Source organism: Rhodococcus sp. T2V (genome assembly GCF_029269925.1).
GTDB classification, from domain to species: Bacteria; Actinomycetota; Actinomycetes; order Mycobacteriales; family Mycobacteriaceae; genus Rhodococcus_F; species Rhodococcus_F koreensis.
The window spans coordinates 81,906-97,023 of sequence record NZ_JARJBD010000008.1 but is presented as its reverse complement, the minus strand read 5'-3'; the positions used below and the strand labels follow the sequence as shown (position 1 = coordinate 97,023).

The window sequence follows — 15,118 nt, the reverse complement described above, 5'->3', positions numbered from 1 at the left end:
GGAATGGGGGTCGTGGGCGAGGGCCGAGCGGGGTCAGATGGCGCCGTCCGCGCGCAGTTTGTCGACGACCTCTTCGTCGTATCCGAGCAGGTCGCGGTAGACCTCGTAGTTGTGTTCGCCGACTGCGGGACCGGCGTGGGAGATCGCCGAGGGGGTCTCGCTGAAGCGGATCCACGGTGCGAGTAGCTGAAGCTGTCCGGCCTGCTCGTGGTCGACCTCGACGAACGCCTTTCGGGCGACGATGTGTTCGTCCTCGAGGATCTGGTCGATCGAGAGCACAGGTCCGGCGGGAACCTGCTGCTGGCGGAGAATGTCGAACAGTTCCTTGGTGGGGAACTGCTTCATCCACGAGCCCACTTCCTGCTGGAGGACCTTGAGGTTCTCGCGGCGCGTGACTACTGTCGAAAAGCGCGGGTCGTCGATCGCCTCGGGGTGTCCGAGTGCCGTGGAATAGCGTTGGAACAGGTCGTCGTTCAGATCCGGCAGGTGCGTTGCGACGTGGCCGTCCTTCGATTCCATGTAGGCGCCGGCGGGCCCCATGCCCTCGAAGAACTCGTGGAAGCTGCTGACCATGAAGCCCATCAGCGCCTCCTGCATGGAGACCTCGATTTTCTGGCCCTTGCCGGTCTGGGTGCGGTTATACAGTGCCGCAAGGATTCCCAAAGCCATCGAGACGCCGGCCGCTTCGTCGCCGGGTCCGAACACCTGGGTGCCGGGGGCGCCGGACAGGCGCCAGGACGCGTCGGCCCAGCCGCTCACGGCCATAGCGATGGTGGCGAACGAGCGCAGGTCGGCGTAGGGCCCGGTTTCGCCGTATCCCTTCGACGAGGCGTAAATGATCTTCGGGTTGTGCTCGCGCAGGGCTTCGTAGCCGAATCCCAGACGATCCATCACGCCGGTGGAAAAGTTCTCGACGATGACGTCGGATCGCTTGACGAGGTCGAGGAAGATTTCTCGGCCCTGCTCGTTCTTGAGGTTGAGGGTGATCGCCTTCTTGTTGGCGTTGACGACCAGGAACTCGTAGCCGTCGTGGTCGGCGTCCATCGGCATCCAGGCGTGCCGGAACCGATCGGGGCTGCTTTGCTGCTCGACCTTGATTACTTCCGCGCCCATGTGAGCGAGCAGCATCGTGGAGAACGGTCCGTTGAGCACGTGTGAGAGATCGAGAATGCGGACTCCGCCGAGTGGGCCGGTGAGGGCGTGATCAGCCATGAGGTCGTGCCTCTTCTTCCTTGTTGTGGAGGATCTTGAATGTGGGGAGGACGGGCTCGTCGCCGGTGTCGTCGAGCACGACCGTCACGCGGGAGCCGACCGAGGCGTTCATCCATTCCCAGCGTTTCAGTCGCGATACGAGCACCATTTCGCCGTCGGTGCCGTCGATCTGGACGTGCACAATCGCGAGCGGGGCCTCGTCGCTGAACGCCGGGTCCATCACTCGGTGTTGGATGACCAGGCCGACGATCGTTCCCGTTCCGGGCAGCTTCTCCCACACCGGCTGGGCGGCGTGACAGGCCGGGCAGTACCGGCGCGGGGGCCAGCGCCAGATCTGGCAGTTCCCGCACCGCTGGCCGTACAGCTCGCCGTAGGAGCATTTCGCCCAGAAGTAGGCGCTGTCGGCATCTGCGGTCGGTCGTGGGCGCATCGGGGTATTCATGACACCCTCGTCAGGAGTAGTGAGCTGTCGCCGGATTCGCCGACGACCAGGGCGACCTCGGGGTCGCGGACCTGTCGGCACCGCGTGCGGTCGTAGTCGTGGTCTCCGTCGCAGTTGTCGTCGCGGACGCCGCCGGCACGGAGTTGTTGCACGGCTTCGATGACATGGCCGAGGCCCGCGACGTTTCCCTCGGACAGGTGCCCGCCGTGGGTGTTCACCGGTAACCGGCCGTCGAGCGAGAGTTCACCGTCACCGATGCTGCGAGCCGCACCGCCGGGTTCGGTGAGACCGAACTGCTCGATGTGCAGCAGCGCCATCCCGGTGAACGGGTCGTAGACCTGGGCGATGTCGATGTCCTCCACCGTCATCCCCGCGCGGTAGTAGAGAGCCGGTGCGGCATGTGCCGCGTTCAACTCCCACCGGTTACGGCTGGTGCGTGCGGTGACCGGCGTTCCGAGCGAGCCGCCCTCGACGGCTCTGATCGTCACCGTCGAGTCGCCTCGGCGTCGAACGTCGCGGGCAGAGGAGACGACCACGGCCATCGCGCCGTCGTTGAACGCGCTGCAGTCCAGCAGCCGGAACGGTTCGATGATCCACGGCGAGGCCTGGTGGTCCTGGGCCGTGATCGGCTTCTTCATCAGGGCCTTCGCGTTGAGCGAGGCGTTCGCGCGTTGCTGGACCGCCAGCTCCGCGAAATCGGCGTTGCCGATTCCGTAGTGGGCCATGTAGGCGCTGACGCTCGGCCCGTACAGCGTGGCGGCATGGGTTGCCCCGAACGGTTCGCTCCACTGCCGTTGCCCCGACGGCCATAGATCGGCTGTCGCAGGATTGAGTGGTTCCGATCGTGAGTTCGCCGCCCGGTACACCAGGACGTTGCGGCACACTCCCGAGTGGACCGCCATCGCGGCCGCCGCCAGGGCGGAGCATGCCCACGCTCCGCCGCTGCTGTCGCAGAACGACATGTGGCAGGAGGTCAATCCGAGCGCGGCCACCATCTCCCCCGGCGCCGGGGTGTCCCGGGTGCCCCAGTAGAAGGTGACGAGACCGTCGATGTCCGCCGGCTCGAGTCCGGCGTCGGCGATCGCCGCGAGAGAGGCGGTGGTGCCGAGCGTGAGGGCGGTCTCTCCGCTGCGTTTGGTCAGGGGGGTCCATCCGACACCCGAGACCGCCGTGCGGTCTCTGAAGCCGTCGATACTCATGTGCGTAGTCCTCTGTCGTACAACCGATTCGTGGCCCGATTTACGAGGCGAGGTTGTGTGCGATCCACTTCGGGAAGTTGGCCATGACCTCGGGCGACATCGGTGTCTTCTCCGCCGCGATCCGGGCCATGCGCTCCTTGATCGCCTTCGCGGAGTCGTCGGTCTTGGCGAGCAGGGCGGGGAGGTCGACGCCGACGAGTTGGCCGTTACGCTTGACCACCTTGCCCGCGACGAGGACGGTGTCGATGAGTCCGGGGCTGGTGTGGAAGATGAGCTGGCCGACGGGATCGTTGACCGGCCGGATACCGATGTGGCGGCCGCCGACGACGATGAGGTCGGCTTGCTTGCCCGGGGTGAGGCTGCCGACCCGGTCCGCGAGGCCGAGGGCGTCGGCGCCGTTGATGGTCGCCCATTCGAGTGCTTCGTGCGCGGTGCGCGAGACGACGTAGATGTCGCCGCCCTGCTCGTTGGTGCCCACAGCATCGGCCCAGCGTGTGTAGGCCAGGGCCTGACGGGTGGGTGTGATGATGTCGCCGCTGTTGAGGGAGACGACGTCGGCGCCGATCGTCGGCTTGAGGCCGTGACGCAGGACGCTGTTGATCGCGAGCTTGCCGGCACCCATGGCCAGCTCGCTCTCGGGAGTGGTGGAAACCTTCACTCCGGCTTCTGCCGCCAGCTTCCAGTCCGTCTCGGCGAAGGTGTTGGCGTGCGCCAGAACCAGGCGGGAGTCCAGGACACCGGCGTGGAACAGCTCGGCCAGTCCCGGAGGCAGCGACCACGAGGTGCCGATGTGCACCGTGGACACGGCGCCGAGGTCGTCGGCGAGTTGCTTCTGCTTCTTGTTGACCGAGATCGGGCTCAATCCGATCTCGGACAAGGCCGCTCCCAGCGTCAGCAGTCCCGATCCGGAGAATCGTTCGGACGCGATCCGGGCGAGGTCGGCCATCCGGTCGAACTCCGGGGGCGCCATGATGTTCGCCTGACCCAGGCCGTACGCGAAAACGGCACGGATTCCGGCCTCCTCGAGACCGTCCACGGCAGCATCGGCGTGTTCGGGCGAGTTGGTGATGTGGGCGTAGTCCAGGAGGGTGGTGACCCCACCGTCGAGGGCTTCGAGAGCACCGACCAGGGTGCCGAGCTTCGCGTCCTCGGCCGTGTAGGACGGGGTCGCATCAGCCCAGAACCCACTGATGTACTGCTGCAGGGAGGTGTCGCAGCAACACCCACGCAACTGCGCCTGCCAGGTGTGGCGGTGCGTGTCGATGGTCCCCGGGGCGATGATTCCGCCCTCGGCGTCGATGATCTCCGCGTCACTGACGCCCAGATTCGCCCCGACAGCGGTGATGACACCGTCCTCGACCAGGACTTCCCCGTTCGGGATGACACCCAACTTGGCGTCGGCGGTGACGACATGTCCACCGCGGATCAGCTTGCGATCTGTACTCATGTGATTTCCACTCTCTGTTGCAAATCCGGCGCCCGCGTCGGGGCGCGGCGAGGCGGCCGTCGCGGGTGCGCCCGGCCACCCCGCGGCCCGAGGGGCAAAGTGTCGAAGATGTTCAGGCGAACAGGGTTTCGGTGTCCTCGGTGAGGTTCACCGTCTTGATCTCGTAGTAGGACTGGATGCCTTCTCGGCCCAGTTCACGGCCGATCCCGGAATCCTTGACTCCCCCGAATGGGGCGTTGTGATTGTGGGTGTAGGAATTGACGCTGAACGTTCCCGTGTGGACGCTGCGCGCGACGTGCGCCGCGGCGTGGGGGTCGGCGGTGAACACGCCGCCGTGCAGTCCGTAGTTCGAATCGTTCGCGATGGCGATCGCCTCATCGACCGATTCGTGGGTCAGCACCGTGACAACCGGGCCGAAGATCTCTTCCTGGCAGATCCTCATCGAGTTCACCGCGTCGACGAGGACCGTGGGCTGGACGTAGTAGCCGATTCCGTCGCCCTCGGGCGCACCACCGCCGGTGGCCACTACCGCGCCCTCCGCTGTGCCGATCCGGACATAGTCCAGGACCCGATCGCGTTGGTTCGCCGAGACCAGCGGCCCCATGGTCGTCGCGGGGTCGAACGGGTCACCGACCACGAAGGACTTCGCGGTCTCGACGATGGCGTCGATCCACTTGTCCCGGTGAGCAGCCGGAACGATGATCCGGCTGAACGCGGAGCACACCTGGCCGGTGTTCGCGAACGAGCCCATGGCGATTCCGCGCATCGTCGTCTCGACATCGGCGTCCTCGAGCACGATTGCCGCGGACTTCCCGCCGAGTTCGAGTTGTAGTCGGGTGAACCGCGGTCCCGCTTCGCTCACGATCTGGCGCCCGGCGGCAGTCGACCCGGTGAAGCTGACCTTGTTCACCTTCGGATGGGTGACGAGGGACCGGCCGGTGGCCCTGCCCCCTGTGACCAGGTTGAACACTCCCGGCGGCAGACCTGCCGCGGCGAGGGCCTCCGCGAGGAAGTACGCATCGAGCGGAGTCTCGGGGGCGGGTTTGTAGACGACGCTACAGCCGGTGACCAGCGCCGGAAAGATCTTCGCGACCGCCATGTTGAAGGGCCCGTTCCATGGGGCCACGGCCGCGACGACACCGACGGGTTCCTTCACCACTGCCGCGGGTCCCCACATCGTCTGACGTACCTCGGTGAGGGTGTCGTTGACTGCGAGATCGAGGAAGTACCGCCCGGCGGCGAGTGCTCCCGGAATCTTCTTGTGCGCAATCGAAGTCGGCAGTCCCATCTCGGCGGTGACGAGATCCGCGATGTCGGCGATCTTCGGTTCGAGGGCCTGCAGTGCGAGTTCGAGAATCCGGGCGCGCTCGGATATCGGCAGCCCGCGCCAGGCGCCGGCCCCGAACGCCGCCGAGGCCGCCGAGACCGCGCTGTCGACGTCGGAGTCGTCGGCGTCGGGCACCGTGCCGATGACCTTCTCCGTGGACGGGGAGACGACGTCGATCGTCACTCGAGAGTGGAGGCTTCGCCACTCGCCGTCGATGAAAAGGGTGTCGCGAACGGTCATGGCATTCACTTCCGCTGAGAGGTGGGCGCCGAGTGTGACGGGCGCCTCTATCTGACGGACAAAACGTAGCAAATGCAATGTTTGAAAGCAATGGATCTACCGACTTCGATAAAACCGCAGATCAGCGGTGCGCGACGCTGGCTGACGGGGCAGACGCGGCCCGGAGTAGCGCCGACATCACTCGGCGCGAGCCGGCGATTTCCTGTTCTGTGACGGGGGCATATGCCTGCCCGAACACCACGCGCTGATAGACGATGCCCTCGGCCATCGCGATGATGATCGCGACGAGTTCCTCGTCGGGCGTGAGAATCGACTGGGCCAGTGCCACCCGGACCGCCTGCCGGTACGACTCCTGGTGGCGATGCGCCAAGTGGATCAACTCGTCGCGATGCCGGGCACCGACGAAGACCTCGGTCTGGAAGGCCGGGATCTCCGGATGTTCCTGCATGGAGTCGACGAGGTGGGCGAAAATGTCCTCGAGCGACTCGATGGGGCGGTGCAGGTAGCCGTGCGAGACCTCGAGGCAGTACTCGAGCCCTGCTTCGAGCACGCCGACCAGCGAGTCGAAGTGGTGCCGCAGACTCCCCTGGCTCACGCCGGCCTCCGCCGTGAGGGAGCGATAGGTGAGCTTCGAGAGCCCGTCTCGGGCAACGAGCCTGATCGCCGCCTCGACGAGCGCCTGTCGCCCTTCGCCGTACGGAAGGCGCGGTCGGACCGCCTCTTCGGTCATATCAGTCGCACCTTTCTCGCTGATTCATCCACTTGAGGTCACGATAGAACACTTCTTCACCGCCGCGCGGTCGCCACACTCCCCAAACATCGCACTTGCAATGTTTGGGGAGTCGCGGCACGATAACCGACAAGGTGTCCTCTGCCACACCGTCACCAATACGCATCCGACGCATTCCGAGAGCGTTTCCGGTCTCGTCGCACACCGACCCGATTGCGAGAAGCAATGACTCACTCCCCCACGACCGCTGCGGACGTTGTCGTCATCGGCGGCGGGTTCGCTGGAATCTCCGCCGCCCGTGACCTCAGTCGCGCCGGTTTCGAGGTCGTCCTCCTCGAAGCCCGGGACCGACTCGGTGGTCGGACCTGGTACCGCGACAGCCCGTTGGGACGCCCCCTGGAGCTGGGCGGTACCTTCGTGCACTGGATCCAGCCGCACCTCTGGGCGGAGATGGTTGCTCACGACCTCGAACTCGAGCGCTCCCCCGGCGTCGACGAGGTCTACTGGATCATGGGCGGGAAGGTCCACAGCGATTCGGTCGAGGAGTACAGCGCACTCGTCTCCCCCGGGATGGCCGGGCTGACCGAGGGCGCGCGCGACGCCTTCCCGATGCCCCACCAGCTCTTCCCCATGTCCGAGAGCGCCCTCGCCGCGGATTCGCTCTCGGTCACCGACCGGCTCGGCCAGCTCGGTCTCACTGCCGAACAGATCGAGGTGGCGCGCAGCCGCTGGGCACTGTCGTTCAACGGATCGCCCGAGGAAGGGTCCGCTGCGCAACCGTTGCGACTCGCTGCTCTGTGCGGCGGCAACTGGCAACTGGTCAGTGAGGCAAACCGTGCCTACACCATTGCGGGCGGGACGGGTCGCCTGGTCGAGGCGGTGCACGAGGGATCGACTGCGCAGGTCCGGCTGTCGACCACCGTCACCGCCCTGAAGGCGTCCGAACACCAGGTGGAGGTGACCACATCCGAGGGTGCCACCGTGACAGCCCGACACGTCATCGTCACGCTGCCGTTGGACATCCTGAACACGATCGAGTTTGATCCGCCTCTGTCGGAGGGCAAGCACACCGCCGCGGACCGTGGACAGGTCTCGTCCGGCGTCAAGGTCTGGATGCGCGCCAAGGGCCACGTTCGCCCGTTCATCGCGTTTGCGCCCGACGAGTACCCGCTGACCATGGCCGGGACCGAGTACGCGATAGGCGACGACACCATCCTGCTGGGCTTCGGCCCGCACTCCGACAAGCTCGACGTGACCGACGTGAAAGCGGTCGAGGCCGCACTGCACCAGTGGCGCCCTGACATCGAACTGATTGCAGTCGATGCCCACGACTGGACCGCGGACCCACTGTCCGGAGAAACCTGGGCAATGCCGCGCCCCGGCCACCTGTCGACCGAGATCGAGGAACTTCAGCGCCCGGAGGGCCGCGTCCGATTGGCCGGCAGCGACTACGCACACGGTTGGGCCGGCTACATCGACGGCGCCCTCGAAAGCGGGCGTCGGGCAGCGCGGCACCTGATCGACGAGCTGACCCGGGTCGCGCGATGAACCCCGCCGCCGCGCCTTCGGCCACGGTTAGCGCGGTGGACAGAGCATGCAGCGAACTACGCTCCGGCCGACCGATTCTCCTGAACGACACAGACGATGCACTAGGCACAGGTGGAAGCATCGTCCTGCCGGCGGCGCTGGCCGACCCGCACTGGACCGCCTGGGCCGTGCGTCAGACATCGGGTTTCCTGTGTGCACCCCTGCCCGACACCATCGCCGACGCGCTCGACCTGCCGCTGATGGTAGGAACCACCGGCTCCCGATCCTCATCGACAGCGTTCACGGTCTCCGTCGACGCCACCGCAGGAACCACCACGGGGATCAGTGCTACCGACCGAGCACGCACAGCACGGGTTCTCGCAGATCCGGAATCGGTTCCCGCGGACTTGATTCGACCGGGACATCTCGTCCCGATCCGGGTGCACGAGGGCACCGAACACCCGCGGACGGGGCGCAATGAGATCGCCGTCGACCTGTGCAGAATCGCCGGTCTACCGCCCGTCGCCGTTGTCGGTGACCTGGTAGCCGACGACGGGGAGATCCTGCGACCGGGGTCGGTGCCCACTCTCGGAATCAAGCACGGATTGACAACGCTGTCTGCCAGGGACGTACTGGAGCACAGACTCTTCCACGGAACCGGAACGGCGGGGCGAGTCACTCGCGGTAACTCGACCCTGATGCGAACCGCTCAAGCCGATTTCGACGCGACGGTCTTTCACGACGAAGTCACCGGCGCCGACCACACCGTCCTCCGAGGTCCAAGCACTCCTGCCGTGCCCACTGTGTCGGTGCACCTCGAGTGCCATTCCGGTGAGGTGTTCGGCGCGTTGACCTGCACTTGCGGTCGGCGGCTCCAGGAGGCGTTGCAGCGGACGGCCCAGGACGGTGGGCTGCTGATCTACCTCCGGCGCGGCACGTCCACCTCGCGCCTTTCTTCACCACACCAGTGCACACTCGCCGACACCGGCGCCGTAGCCGCCATCCTCTCCGACCTCGACGTCGACACCATCCGGTTGCGCGGCGGCGGAATCGCCCCCACCGCCCTCGCCTCGGCCGACATCACCGTGGTTGCGGGCCCCAACAGAGAACAGGAGCAATCATGAAAGTCACAGTCGTCGCGGGAAACCCCAAACCACACTCGAGAACACTCGCCGCCGGCACACTTCTCGCGGAAAAGCTCGCCAACCGACCCGTCGGCGCAGGCGTCGACCACACCATCGACGTGATCGACCTCGGACCCGGGTTGCTCGGCTGGGGCGACGAGGCGGTGAACAACGCCGTTCGCCAGGTCCAGGGATCGGACCTCGTCGTCTTCGCCAGCCCGACGTTCAAGGCGACGTACAGCGGGCTCCTCAAACTCTTCCTGGATCAGTTCGAGGGCGGTACCGGCCTGCAGAACGTGGTGTCGGTGCCCCTGATGCTGGGGGCGGGTCCCGCACACGCACTCGCGCCGGACCTCACCCTCAAACCGGTCCTTGCAGAACTCGGCGGCACCTGTGCACTGCCGGGCCTGTATCTGCGCGACAAGACCTTCGCCGAGGACGAGGCGTTGGATATGTATGTCCACCGGTGGACTCCTACTGTCAACGCCCTGATAGACATCCGAATTACAAGCGGATGATGACGTCTCAGCGCTCTTTGGAGAGCATCGCACGTAGTCGGATCAGCGAGGCGTTCGTGGTGGAGGCATCGCCGCGGGCAAGATGCTGCAACGCGAGCCCATCGACTGCGGCGTATACGAGCAACGTCAAGTCGTCGTCCGGAGTCACTCCCACCCGTTCGAGGGCAGCGCGCGTGGAGTCGAGCAGCGTGGAATACAGTAGCCGGACCGCGACACCCAGCTCCGGCCTCCTGCGGGACTCGAGGATCAGCTCGTACTGGAAGGTCTGAAGGTCGGGGTCGTGATCGATTTGCCGGGTCAGACCGTCCAGCAGATCCTCGAGTGCATCCGTGTCGGTCAGACGCGCGAGCACCCCGATGCTCCTGTCCAGCGCGTGCTGGAGAGCTGCGACGAGCAGGTCGTCTTGTGACGGAAAATGCGACAGCAACAGTCGGTGCGTGACGCCGGCCTCGGCGGCCACCGCCTTCGTGGTCAACGTTCGCATACCGTCGCGTGCGACGGCGCGGATCGCCGCCCCGAGCAGAAGCTGTCGAACCTCGTCTCTCGATTCTCGTTTGACCCGGCCGCTGACATCAGTGCTCACAACGACATTGTGGCAGCTCGGCGCTGGCCGGGACGCCATGACCCGTATTCACGAACGCGGTTGTACCTCGTCTATCGAGTCGATTGATGACTAGAACCCCGAATTCAACCCCAACGGGGGTCGTGGCAAGACTTTGCTTTTCAAGACAGTGAGAGCGAAACACCCAACGCATTGCCACTCCGCCCGGCGTAGCTGCCCGACCCCGACCGCGCTGCCCACCGACCGAGCGCCCACCATGAGCTCCCTCAGGAACCTGCCATGACCAACCTTTCATTCCCGCGCAAGGGACCTCACGAACACACAGACGTCGACCCTCGTCTCCACATCACTGACCAGGTCAACCAGTATCGAGCGGAACGCCGCCGGCGACGGCGGAAGGCGAACAACACGCGGCGGCACGAACAACCTCCGAGTCAAAGAGATGAGGTACTCCACCTAGCCACTATCTGGGCCCCATACGGTGAGCCACCCCCAGACGAGATCTTCGTGCGATTCGGCATCACACCCCAGCACTTCGCCGACCGAGTCCGGCAGTTACTGCAAAAATTGGACTCCACCTCGACCTCGACGGCGAAACTCAACGACGTCTATCGTCAGCGGCACCCGCCGGTCCAGGTATAACCGACCAAACCTGCGAACGCTACTGCACCGCAGACTATCCCCCATGACAACGGTGCCACAACAGGAACCCACCACTCGAAATCCCCGTACCGGTCGATTCCGCCAGTTGGGCGATCGGTGAACGCATTCCAGCGGAGCCCAGTGATCTTGTCCTCGGATCAAAAGCACCGCCCGAGAAGGAGCCAAGCGGTGGGAGCCGAAACGGCTACGACTGCGCCTGTTCGCGATCGCCGGGCGCATCGCTTGTCACGCACGAAAAGTGCATCTGCGGCTGTCCGCCCACGCACCCTGGATCGACTTGCTGATCACCGCATTGGCCCGTCTCAACGCAATCCCCGACCCTCTCTGACCAGTACCAATCCGACTGCCGAGACGAAAGGAAATCAACTTTCGGGGCCCTGGACCCCGACGACCACCCGACCGCGTCGGGCGACCGCGCGTTGCCGAGCACCGAATCCATGCCCGAAACACCCAACCCGAAACTGATCAGAGCGACACGTCAGACGCATGCAAGATCGAGGTTAACCTCGGCGCCGGAGTTGGGCACCAGCGCCGACCGTGTTACAGGTGACTTCAACAGCCCGCCCCATCGCGTGATGCGCCGGTTCGCAGAAGACGCTGCGTGGATCGACGTTTTTCTGGCCTTTCGTCGGAATCCTTGACTGAGATGTTTCAGTGGATATCGACCGACAGCTGTGCGATGGCGAGCTTCCGTATGGCGCCTTCGGCAAGCGTGATACCAAGCCCGGGCCCTGCGGGGACAGCGACCAGCCCGTTCTCAAGCCGGATCGGCTTGGTCAGAACTGCCTCGCGCAGGGGGTTGTAGCCGCGGTCGAATTCGAGATATTGCGGTGTACCGGTGCCGTCGCCATACGGAGAGTCGGGCAGGGTCGACAGAAGCTGCAGGCAGGCAGCTTCAGCCACCCCTGTACCCCAACAGTGCGGTGAGACACGGCGGTTCCAGGTGTAGGCCATCTGCGTGATGAGCTTCGCTTCGGTGAATCCGCCGCACTTGGTGACGTCCGGTTGCACGATGTCCATCCTGCCGTCGGCGATGGGGTCGCGGAACCCGAACCGGGTGTACAACGATTCGCCGGCGGCGATCGGGATGCCGGCCTCCCGCACCCGGTCCCAGCCGTCGCGCTGATAGGGAGGTAGCGGCTCCTCGGCCCAGCCGGGTTCGAGGTCGGCCAGTGCCCTCAGGGATCGCAGCACCACGTCGGCGGTGGCGTTGGCGTTATAGTCCACCATCAGTTCTCCGTCCGGTCCGAGGACGTCGAGGGTGATCTCGCTGCGTTGGCGGTCGGCACGCAGACCGGTGCCGATCTTGATCTTTGCGGCGGTGAAGCCTTCGTCGGCGGCGCCCTGGATCTGTCCGCGGAACTCGTCGAGGTCACCGTCGCGGGTGACGTAACCGATGGAGGCGTAGGCCGGAACAGTGGTGCGCACAACTCCACCGAGCAGGTCACCGATGCTGACGCCGAAGCCGCGGGCCTGCGCATCCCACAGTGCGATGTCGAGCCCGGACAGCGCAGCTATGTGCAGACCTCCGGTGGACAGGTGGTAGGAGTGCGCGACGACTTGCTGAACGAAGTTCTCCTTCGCGTCCACAGGAACGCCGAGCAACGCTCGTCCGTAGTAACTCAGATAGGGGGTGAGCAGTTCGGGTACGCCGTAGCATTCGCCCCAGCCTTCGACGCCGTCCGAGGTGGTGATCTTGACTAGAGTGCACACTCGGGAAGACACCAGTCCCTTGGCGGTGCCGTACCCGCCGTCGGGAAGTGCGTGTTCGAGCGCGAAGGATTCGACCCGTGCGACCACGGGCCGGTCGTGGGGATTCTTCGTTGTCATGGTGCGTCCTGTGTGGGTTTTGCCGACATCGCTGCCGGGGCAGATAGGGAGCGTCTGGGTGGGCAGGACAATCCGCTGATCTGCAGCATGAAGTCCTTGTGCTCCCACGGTGGGACATGGAACTGTGCGGGCTTGTCCCGGTATTCGCCGACGAAGTCGACCGGTGAAGGCAGCCCGGCCCACGGCTCGATACACAGCAGGTCGGCGCCGTCGGGCGGGGACCAGATCGCAAGTTGCTCAAAGCCACTCCAGGACAGGGAAATACCTGCACCTCCGGTAGTTTCGTATCGCATGGAGGTGCTCGACAGCCGGTCGAGGATCAAGGCGCCGTCGGCGAACAGTGTCGGATCCAGCACTAGCGACGATTCCGCGATCGGGCTCGGACATCGGGCGTCCCGCAGCAGGACGTCGTCGACGCGCCGAATCGGACGGTCCTCCGTGGCGTTGAACTCCAGCCGGTGACGAGACTTGTCGTGGTCACCGAGGGGCCAGCGGAAGGCCGGGTGGACACCGAATGACGCCGGCAAGATGGTCTCGGGATCGGGGTTGCCGACCTTGTAGCTGATCGACAGGGCGTCGGCGCCGAGCTCGTAGAATACATCGAGGGCGAAGGCGAATGGGAAGTGTCTTCGGGACTCCGCGGTATCGGTGAGGCGAAAGTGTGCCGACGTCTCGGTGACCGAGATGCGCGAGAAGTCGAGATCACGCGCGAATCCGTGTTGCGGCATCGGATGCCGTACCTCTTCGTGCAAGAGGGTGTCGTCAACCATCCGCCCGATCACGGGGAAGAGCAGTGGCGCGTGGCGCGGCCAACTAGGACCGGCCTGCCACATCAACTCTTGTCCGGCTCGGTTACGCAGCGAGCAGAGCTCCGCCCCTCGCGGGGCGACAGCGGCCGTGACGTGTCCACAACGCAGGAGGGTGCGGTCGGTCATAACCAGTCCGACACCATCGGAGTGCCGTCAACCCGCCGTGGAATCGCCTCGAGTTCACTACCGATCGGGTACGGCAGCGCGACCCGGAACCCCCGGCTCGCCCGTTCGAAGCACGATGCCGCGCCCGCTGCGGCACCACGGATACCGGCGGTCTCCGCGACGGTCGTCCCGGTTCGGGGGTCGGTACCTCCGAGTGTGATCACAGCGCTTTCCTTCCGGTGTTGACTGTTGGGTGTTGTTCAGGCTCGCCGGCGACGTTTGACGTCGGCCGAACACGACATCACACCTGTTGTGTCACGTCGTGGCACAGGCGTGCGGGGACGTTCCTCAACGTCGCCGGGGTTGCGACGGCGCCGGGTTCGACCTGCGGGGCACGCGCCTGCACTGACATTCCGCCGTCGATGTTGAAGACCTGGCCGGTGACGTACGCGGATTCATTCGCGGTCAGGTACAGAACGGCGCCGGCCACATCGTCGACCGTACCGGGACGGCCCATCGGGATCTGACTGCTGCGGACGTCGCCTGCCTCGTCCCGCGGATCTTGCCAGTCCATCTTTTCCCCGTCGACTGCGACCGATCCCGGGCGGACGCAATTGGAGCGAATTCCCCACGGCGCAAGGTCCACTGCTACCGCACGGGTGAATGACTCCATCGCGCCCTTCACCGAGTCATATGGAATGTGCTGTCGATGTGCACGGGCAGCGCCGTGCGAGCTGATATTGACGATCGTTCCCTGCCGACCGGCGGCCGCCAACGTGCGTGCGACCCGCTGGGTGCACGCGAAGAACATGGTGGTGTTCGCGGCGATGAACCGTTGCCAGTCAGCCGGTTCCACCGCGAGGAACGGCTCGAAACTCGATTCTCCGACCCGTGCGTACGCGTTGTTGACGAGGGCATCAACGATCCCCAGGCGGTCTTCGACCTCGTCGAAGACCTGGTCTACCCCGTCAATGGACGAGAGGTCCCCCGTCACGGCAACGGCGCGACCGCCGTTGCCGACGATGAGGTCGGCGACCCGCGTGGCAGCAGCCTGGTCGATGTCGGCCACCGCGACGGCGGCGCCCTCTGATGCGAAGCGGCGAGCGATCGCCTCGCCGATGTTGTGGCCGGCACCGGAGACCAGAGCAACTCGCTCGGCGAGCTGCCCGTAGCCGGTATCAGGTCCCGGCGCATGCCATCTCGCTTGTTTCGTCACGGTCACTCGGTCCTCGCTTTCGCCCTGCGGGCGTCGTGCTGAAGCACCTCGCCGAAGAGGCGGGGTAGGGATTGTGGCGCGAGCCACCATCCACTATTGTTGGCGCCATCACATTCCCATTCATTACGATAAACTCCCAATGAGTGGGACGCAAGACGCGAATTGGA

General features: G+C 65.3%; 14 protein-coding genes and 1 pseudogene. 4 read left to right on the top strand and 11 right to left on the bottom strand.

Annotation, left to right across the window (positions count from 1 at the left end):
- Nucleotides 1-33 precede the first annotated feature (33 nt).
- The 6 genes from P3H15_RS09935 to P3H15_RS09910 all read right to left on the bottom strand — a co-directional run bounded on the left by P3H15_RS09935 (nt 34) and on the right by P3H15_RS09910 (nt 6,597).
- Nucleotides 34-1,212 carry a CaiB/BaiF CoA-transferase family protein gene (locus tag P3H15_RS09935; RefSeq protein WP_276137068.1) on the bottom strand — a complete coding sequence of 393 codons (1,179 nt, stop codon included), beginning with the start codon at nt 1,210-1,212 and terminating at the stop codon, nt 34-36.
- Nucleotides 1,205-1,654, bottom strand: coding sequence for a Zn-ribbon domain-containing OB-fold protein (locus P3H15_RS09930; RefSeq protein ID WP_276137067.1), 450 nt, complete (start codon nt 1,652-1,654; stop codon nt 1,205-1,207). Before P3H15_RS09930 ends, P3H15_RS09935 begins: the two co-directional genes overlap by 8 nt.
- Nucleotides 1,651-2,853, bottom strand: coding sequence for a thiolase family protein (locus tag P3H15_RS09925; protein ID WP_276137066.1), 1,203 nt, complete (start codon nt 2,851-2,853; stop codon nt 1,651-1,653). The genes P3H15_RS09930 and P3H15_RS09925 overlap by 4 nt, the downstream gene beginning before the upstream one ends.
- 40 nt (nt 2,854-2,893) lie before the next feature.
- Entirely contained in the window at nt 2,894-4,300 is a 1,407-nt protein-coding gene (locus P3H15_RS09920) for an amidohydrolase family protein (protein WP_276137065.1), read from the bottom strand.
- Nucleotides 4,301-4,412: 112 nt separating this feature from the next.
- Nucleotides 4,413-5,867 (bottom strand): aldehyde dehydrogenase family protein, encoded by a 1,455-nt coding sequence (locus P3H15_RS09915; RefSeq protein WP_276137064.1) that lies wholly within the window; start codon nt 5,865-5,867, stop codon nt 4,413-4,415.
- A 121-nt stretch (nt 5,868-5,988) separates the two neighbouring features.
- Nucleotides 5,989-6,597 (bottom strand): TetR/AcrR family transcriptional regulator, encoded by a 609-nt coding sequence (locus tag P3H15_RS09910; protein ID WP_276137063.1) that lies wholly within the window; start codon nt 6,595-6,597, stop codon nt 5,989-5,991.
- Nucleotides 6,598-6,822: 225 nt separating this feature from the next.
- On the opposite strand from P3H15_RS09910, the gene P3H15_RS09905 reads away from it, so the two are divergent.
- From P3H15_RS09905 to P3H15_RS09895, 3 genes are read left to right on the top strand one after another with little or no spacing between them, the layout of a single operon-like run.
- Nucleotides 6,823-8,145 (top strand): NAD(P)/FAD-dependent oxidoreductase, encoded by a 1,323-nt coding sequence (locus P3H15_RS09905; protein ID WP_276137062.1) that lies wholly within the window; start codon nt 6,823-6,825, stop codon nt 8,143-8,145.
- Complete coding sequence (locus tag P3H15_RS09900; protein ID WP_276137061.1) at nt 8,142-9,248, top strand: 3,4-dihydroxy-2-butanone-4-phosphate synthase; 1,107 nt, start codon at nt 8,142-8,144, stop codon at nt 9,246-9,248. Before P3H15_RS09905 ends, P3H15_RS09900 begins: the two co-directional genes overlap by 4 nt.
- Nucleotides 9,245-9,766, top strand: coding sequence for an NADPH-dependent FMN reductase (locus P3H15_RS09895; protein ID WP_276137060.1), 522 nt, complete (start codon nt 9,245-9,247; stop codon nt 9,764-9,766). The genes P3H15_RS09900 and P3H15_RS09895 overlap by 4 nt, the downstream gene beginning before the upstream one ends.
- Nucleotides 9,767-9,773: 7 nt before the next feature.
- Here the strand turns inward: P3H15_RS09895 and P3H15_RS09890 are convergent, their stop codons facing one another.
- Complete coding sequence (locus P3H15_RS09890; RefSeq protein ID WP_276137059.1) at nt 9,774-10,349, bottom strand: TetR/AcrR family transcriptional regulator; 576 nt, start codon at nt 10,347-10,349, stop codon at nt 9,774-9,776.
- Nucleotides 10,350-11,151: 802 nt separating this feature from the next.
- Here P3H15_RS09890 and P3H15_RS09885 point away from each other — a divergent pair.
- Nucleotides 11,152-11,319, top strand: a pseudogene (locus tag P3H15_RS09885) (transposase); the annotation flags it as partial.
- 323 nt (nt 11,320-11,642) lie between these two features.
- Here P3H15_RS09885 and P3H15_RS09880 read toward each other — a convergent pair.
- From P3H15_RS09880 to P3H15_RS09865, 4 genes are all read right to left on the bottom strand, one after another.
- Nucleotides 11,643-12,821 (bottom strand): mandelate racemase/muconate lactonizing enzyme family protein, encoded by a 1,179-nt coding sequence (locus tag P3H15_RS09880; RefSeq protein ID WP_276137058.1) that lies wholly within the window; start codon nt 12,819-12,821, stop codon nt 11,643-11,645.
- Complete coding sequence (locus P3H15_RS09875; protein ID WP_276137057.1) at nt 12,818-13,756, bottom strand: aldose 1-epimerase family protein; 939 nt, start codon at nt 13,754-13,756, stop codon at nt 12,818-12,820. Before P3H15_RS09875 ends, P3H15_RS09880 begins: the two co-directional genes overlap by 4 nt.
- Nucleotides 13,753-13,959 carry a hypothetical protein gene (locus tag P3H15_RS09870; protein ID WP_276137056.1) on the bottom strand — a complete coding sequence of 69 codons (207 nt, stop codon included), beginning with the start codon at nt 13,957-13,959 and terminating at the stop codon, nt 13,753-13,755. The genes P3H15_RS09875 and P3H15_RS09870 overlap by 4 nt, the downstream gene beginning before the upstream one ends.
- A 77-nt stretch (nt 13,960-14,036) precedes the next feature.
- Nucleotides 14,037-14,951, bottom strand: a complete 915-nt coding sequence (locus tag P3H15_RS09865; protein WP_276137055.1) for an SDR family NAD(P)-dependent oxidoreductase — start codon at nt 14,949-14,951, stop codon at nt 14,037-14,039.
- Between the last annotated feature and the right edge of the window lie 167 nt (nt 14,952-15,118).

What these genes read in the sequence shown, in the direction of transcription:
- P3H15_RS09935 (WP_276137068.1), bottom strand. Translation starts at nt 1,212, where the DNA reads ATGGCTGATCACGCCCTCACCGGCCCACTCGGCGGAGTCCGCATTCTC.
- P3H15_RS09930 (WP_276137067.1), bottom strand. Translation starts at nt 1,654, where the DNA reads ATGAATACCCCGATGCGCCCACGACCGACCGCAGATGCCGACAGCGCC.
- P3H15_RS09925 (WP_276137066.1), bottom strand. Translation starts at nt 2,853, where the DNA reads ATGAGTATCGACGGCTTCAGAGACCGCACGGCGGTCTCGGGTGTCGGA.
- P3H15_RS09920 (WP_276137065.1), bottom strand. Translation starts at nt 4,300, where the DNA reads ATGAGTACAGATCGCAAGCTGATCCGCGGTGGACATGTCGTCACCGCC.
- P3H15_RS09915 (WP_276137064.1), bottom strand. Translation starts at nt 5,867, where the DNA reads ATGACCGTTCGCGACACCCTTTTCATCGACGGCGAGTGGCGAAGCCTC.
- P3H15_RS09910 (WP_276137063.1), bottom strand. Translation starts at nt 6,597, where the DNA reads ATGACCGAAGAGGCGGTCCGACCGCGCCTTCCGTACGGCGAAGGGCGA.
- P3H15_RS09905 (WP_276137062.1), top strand. Translation starts at nt 6,823, where the DNA reads ATGACTCACTCCCCCACGACCGCTGCGGACGTTGTCGTCATCGGCGGC.
- P3H15_RS09900 (WP_276137061.1), top strand. Translation starts at nt 8,142, where the DNA reads ATGAACCCCGCCGCCGCGCCTTCGGCCACGGTTAGCGCGGTGGACAGA.
- P3H15_RS09895 (WP_276137060.1), top strand. Translation starts at nt 9,245, where the DNA reads ATGAAAGTCACAGTCGTCGCGGGAAACCCCAAACCACACTCGAGAACA.
- P3H15_RS09880 (WP_276137058.1), bottom strand. Translation starts at nt 12,821, where the DNA reads ATGACAACGAAGAATCCCCACGACCGGCCCGTGGTCGCACGGGTCGAA.
- P3H15_RS09875 (WP_276137057.1), bottom strand. Translation starts at nt 13,756, where the DNA reads ATGACCGACCGCACCCTCCTGCGTTGTGGACACGTCACGGCCGCTGTC.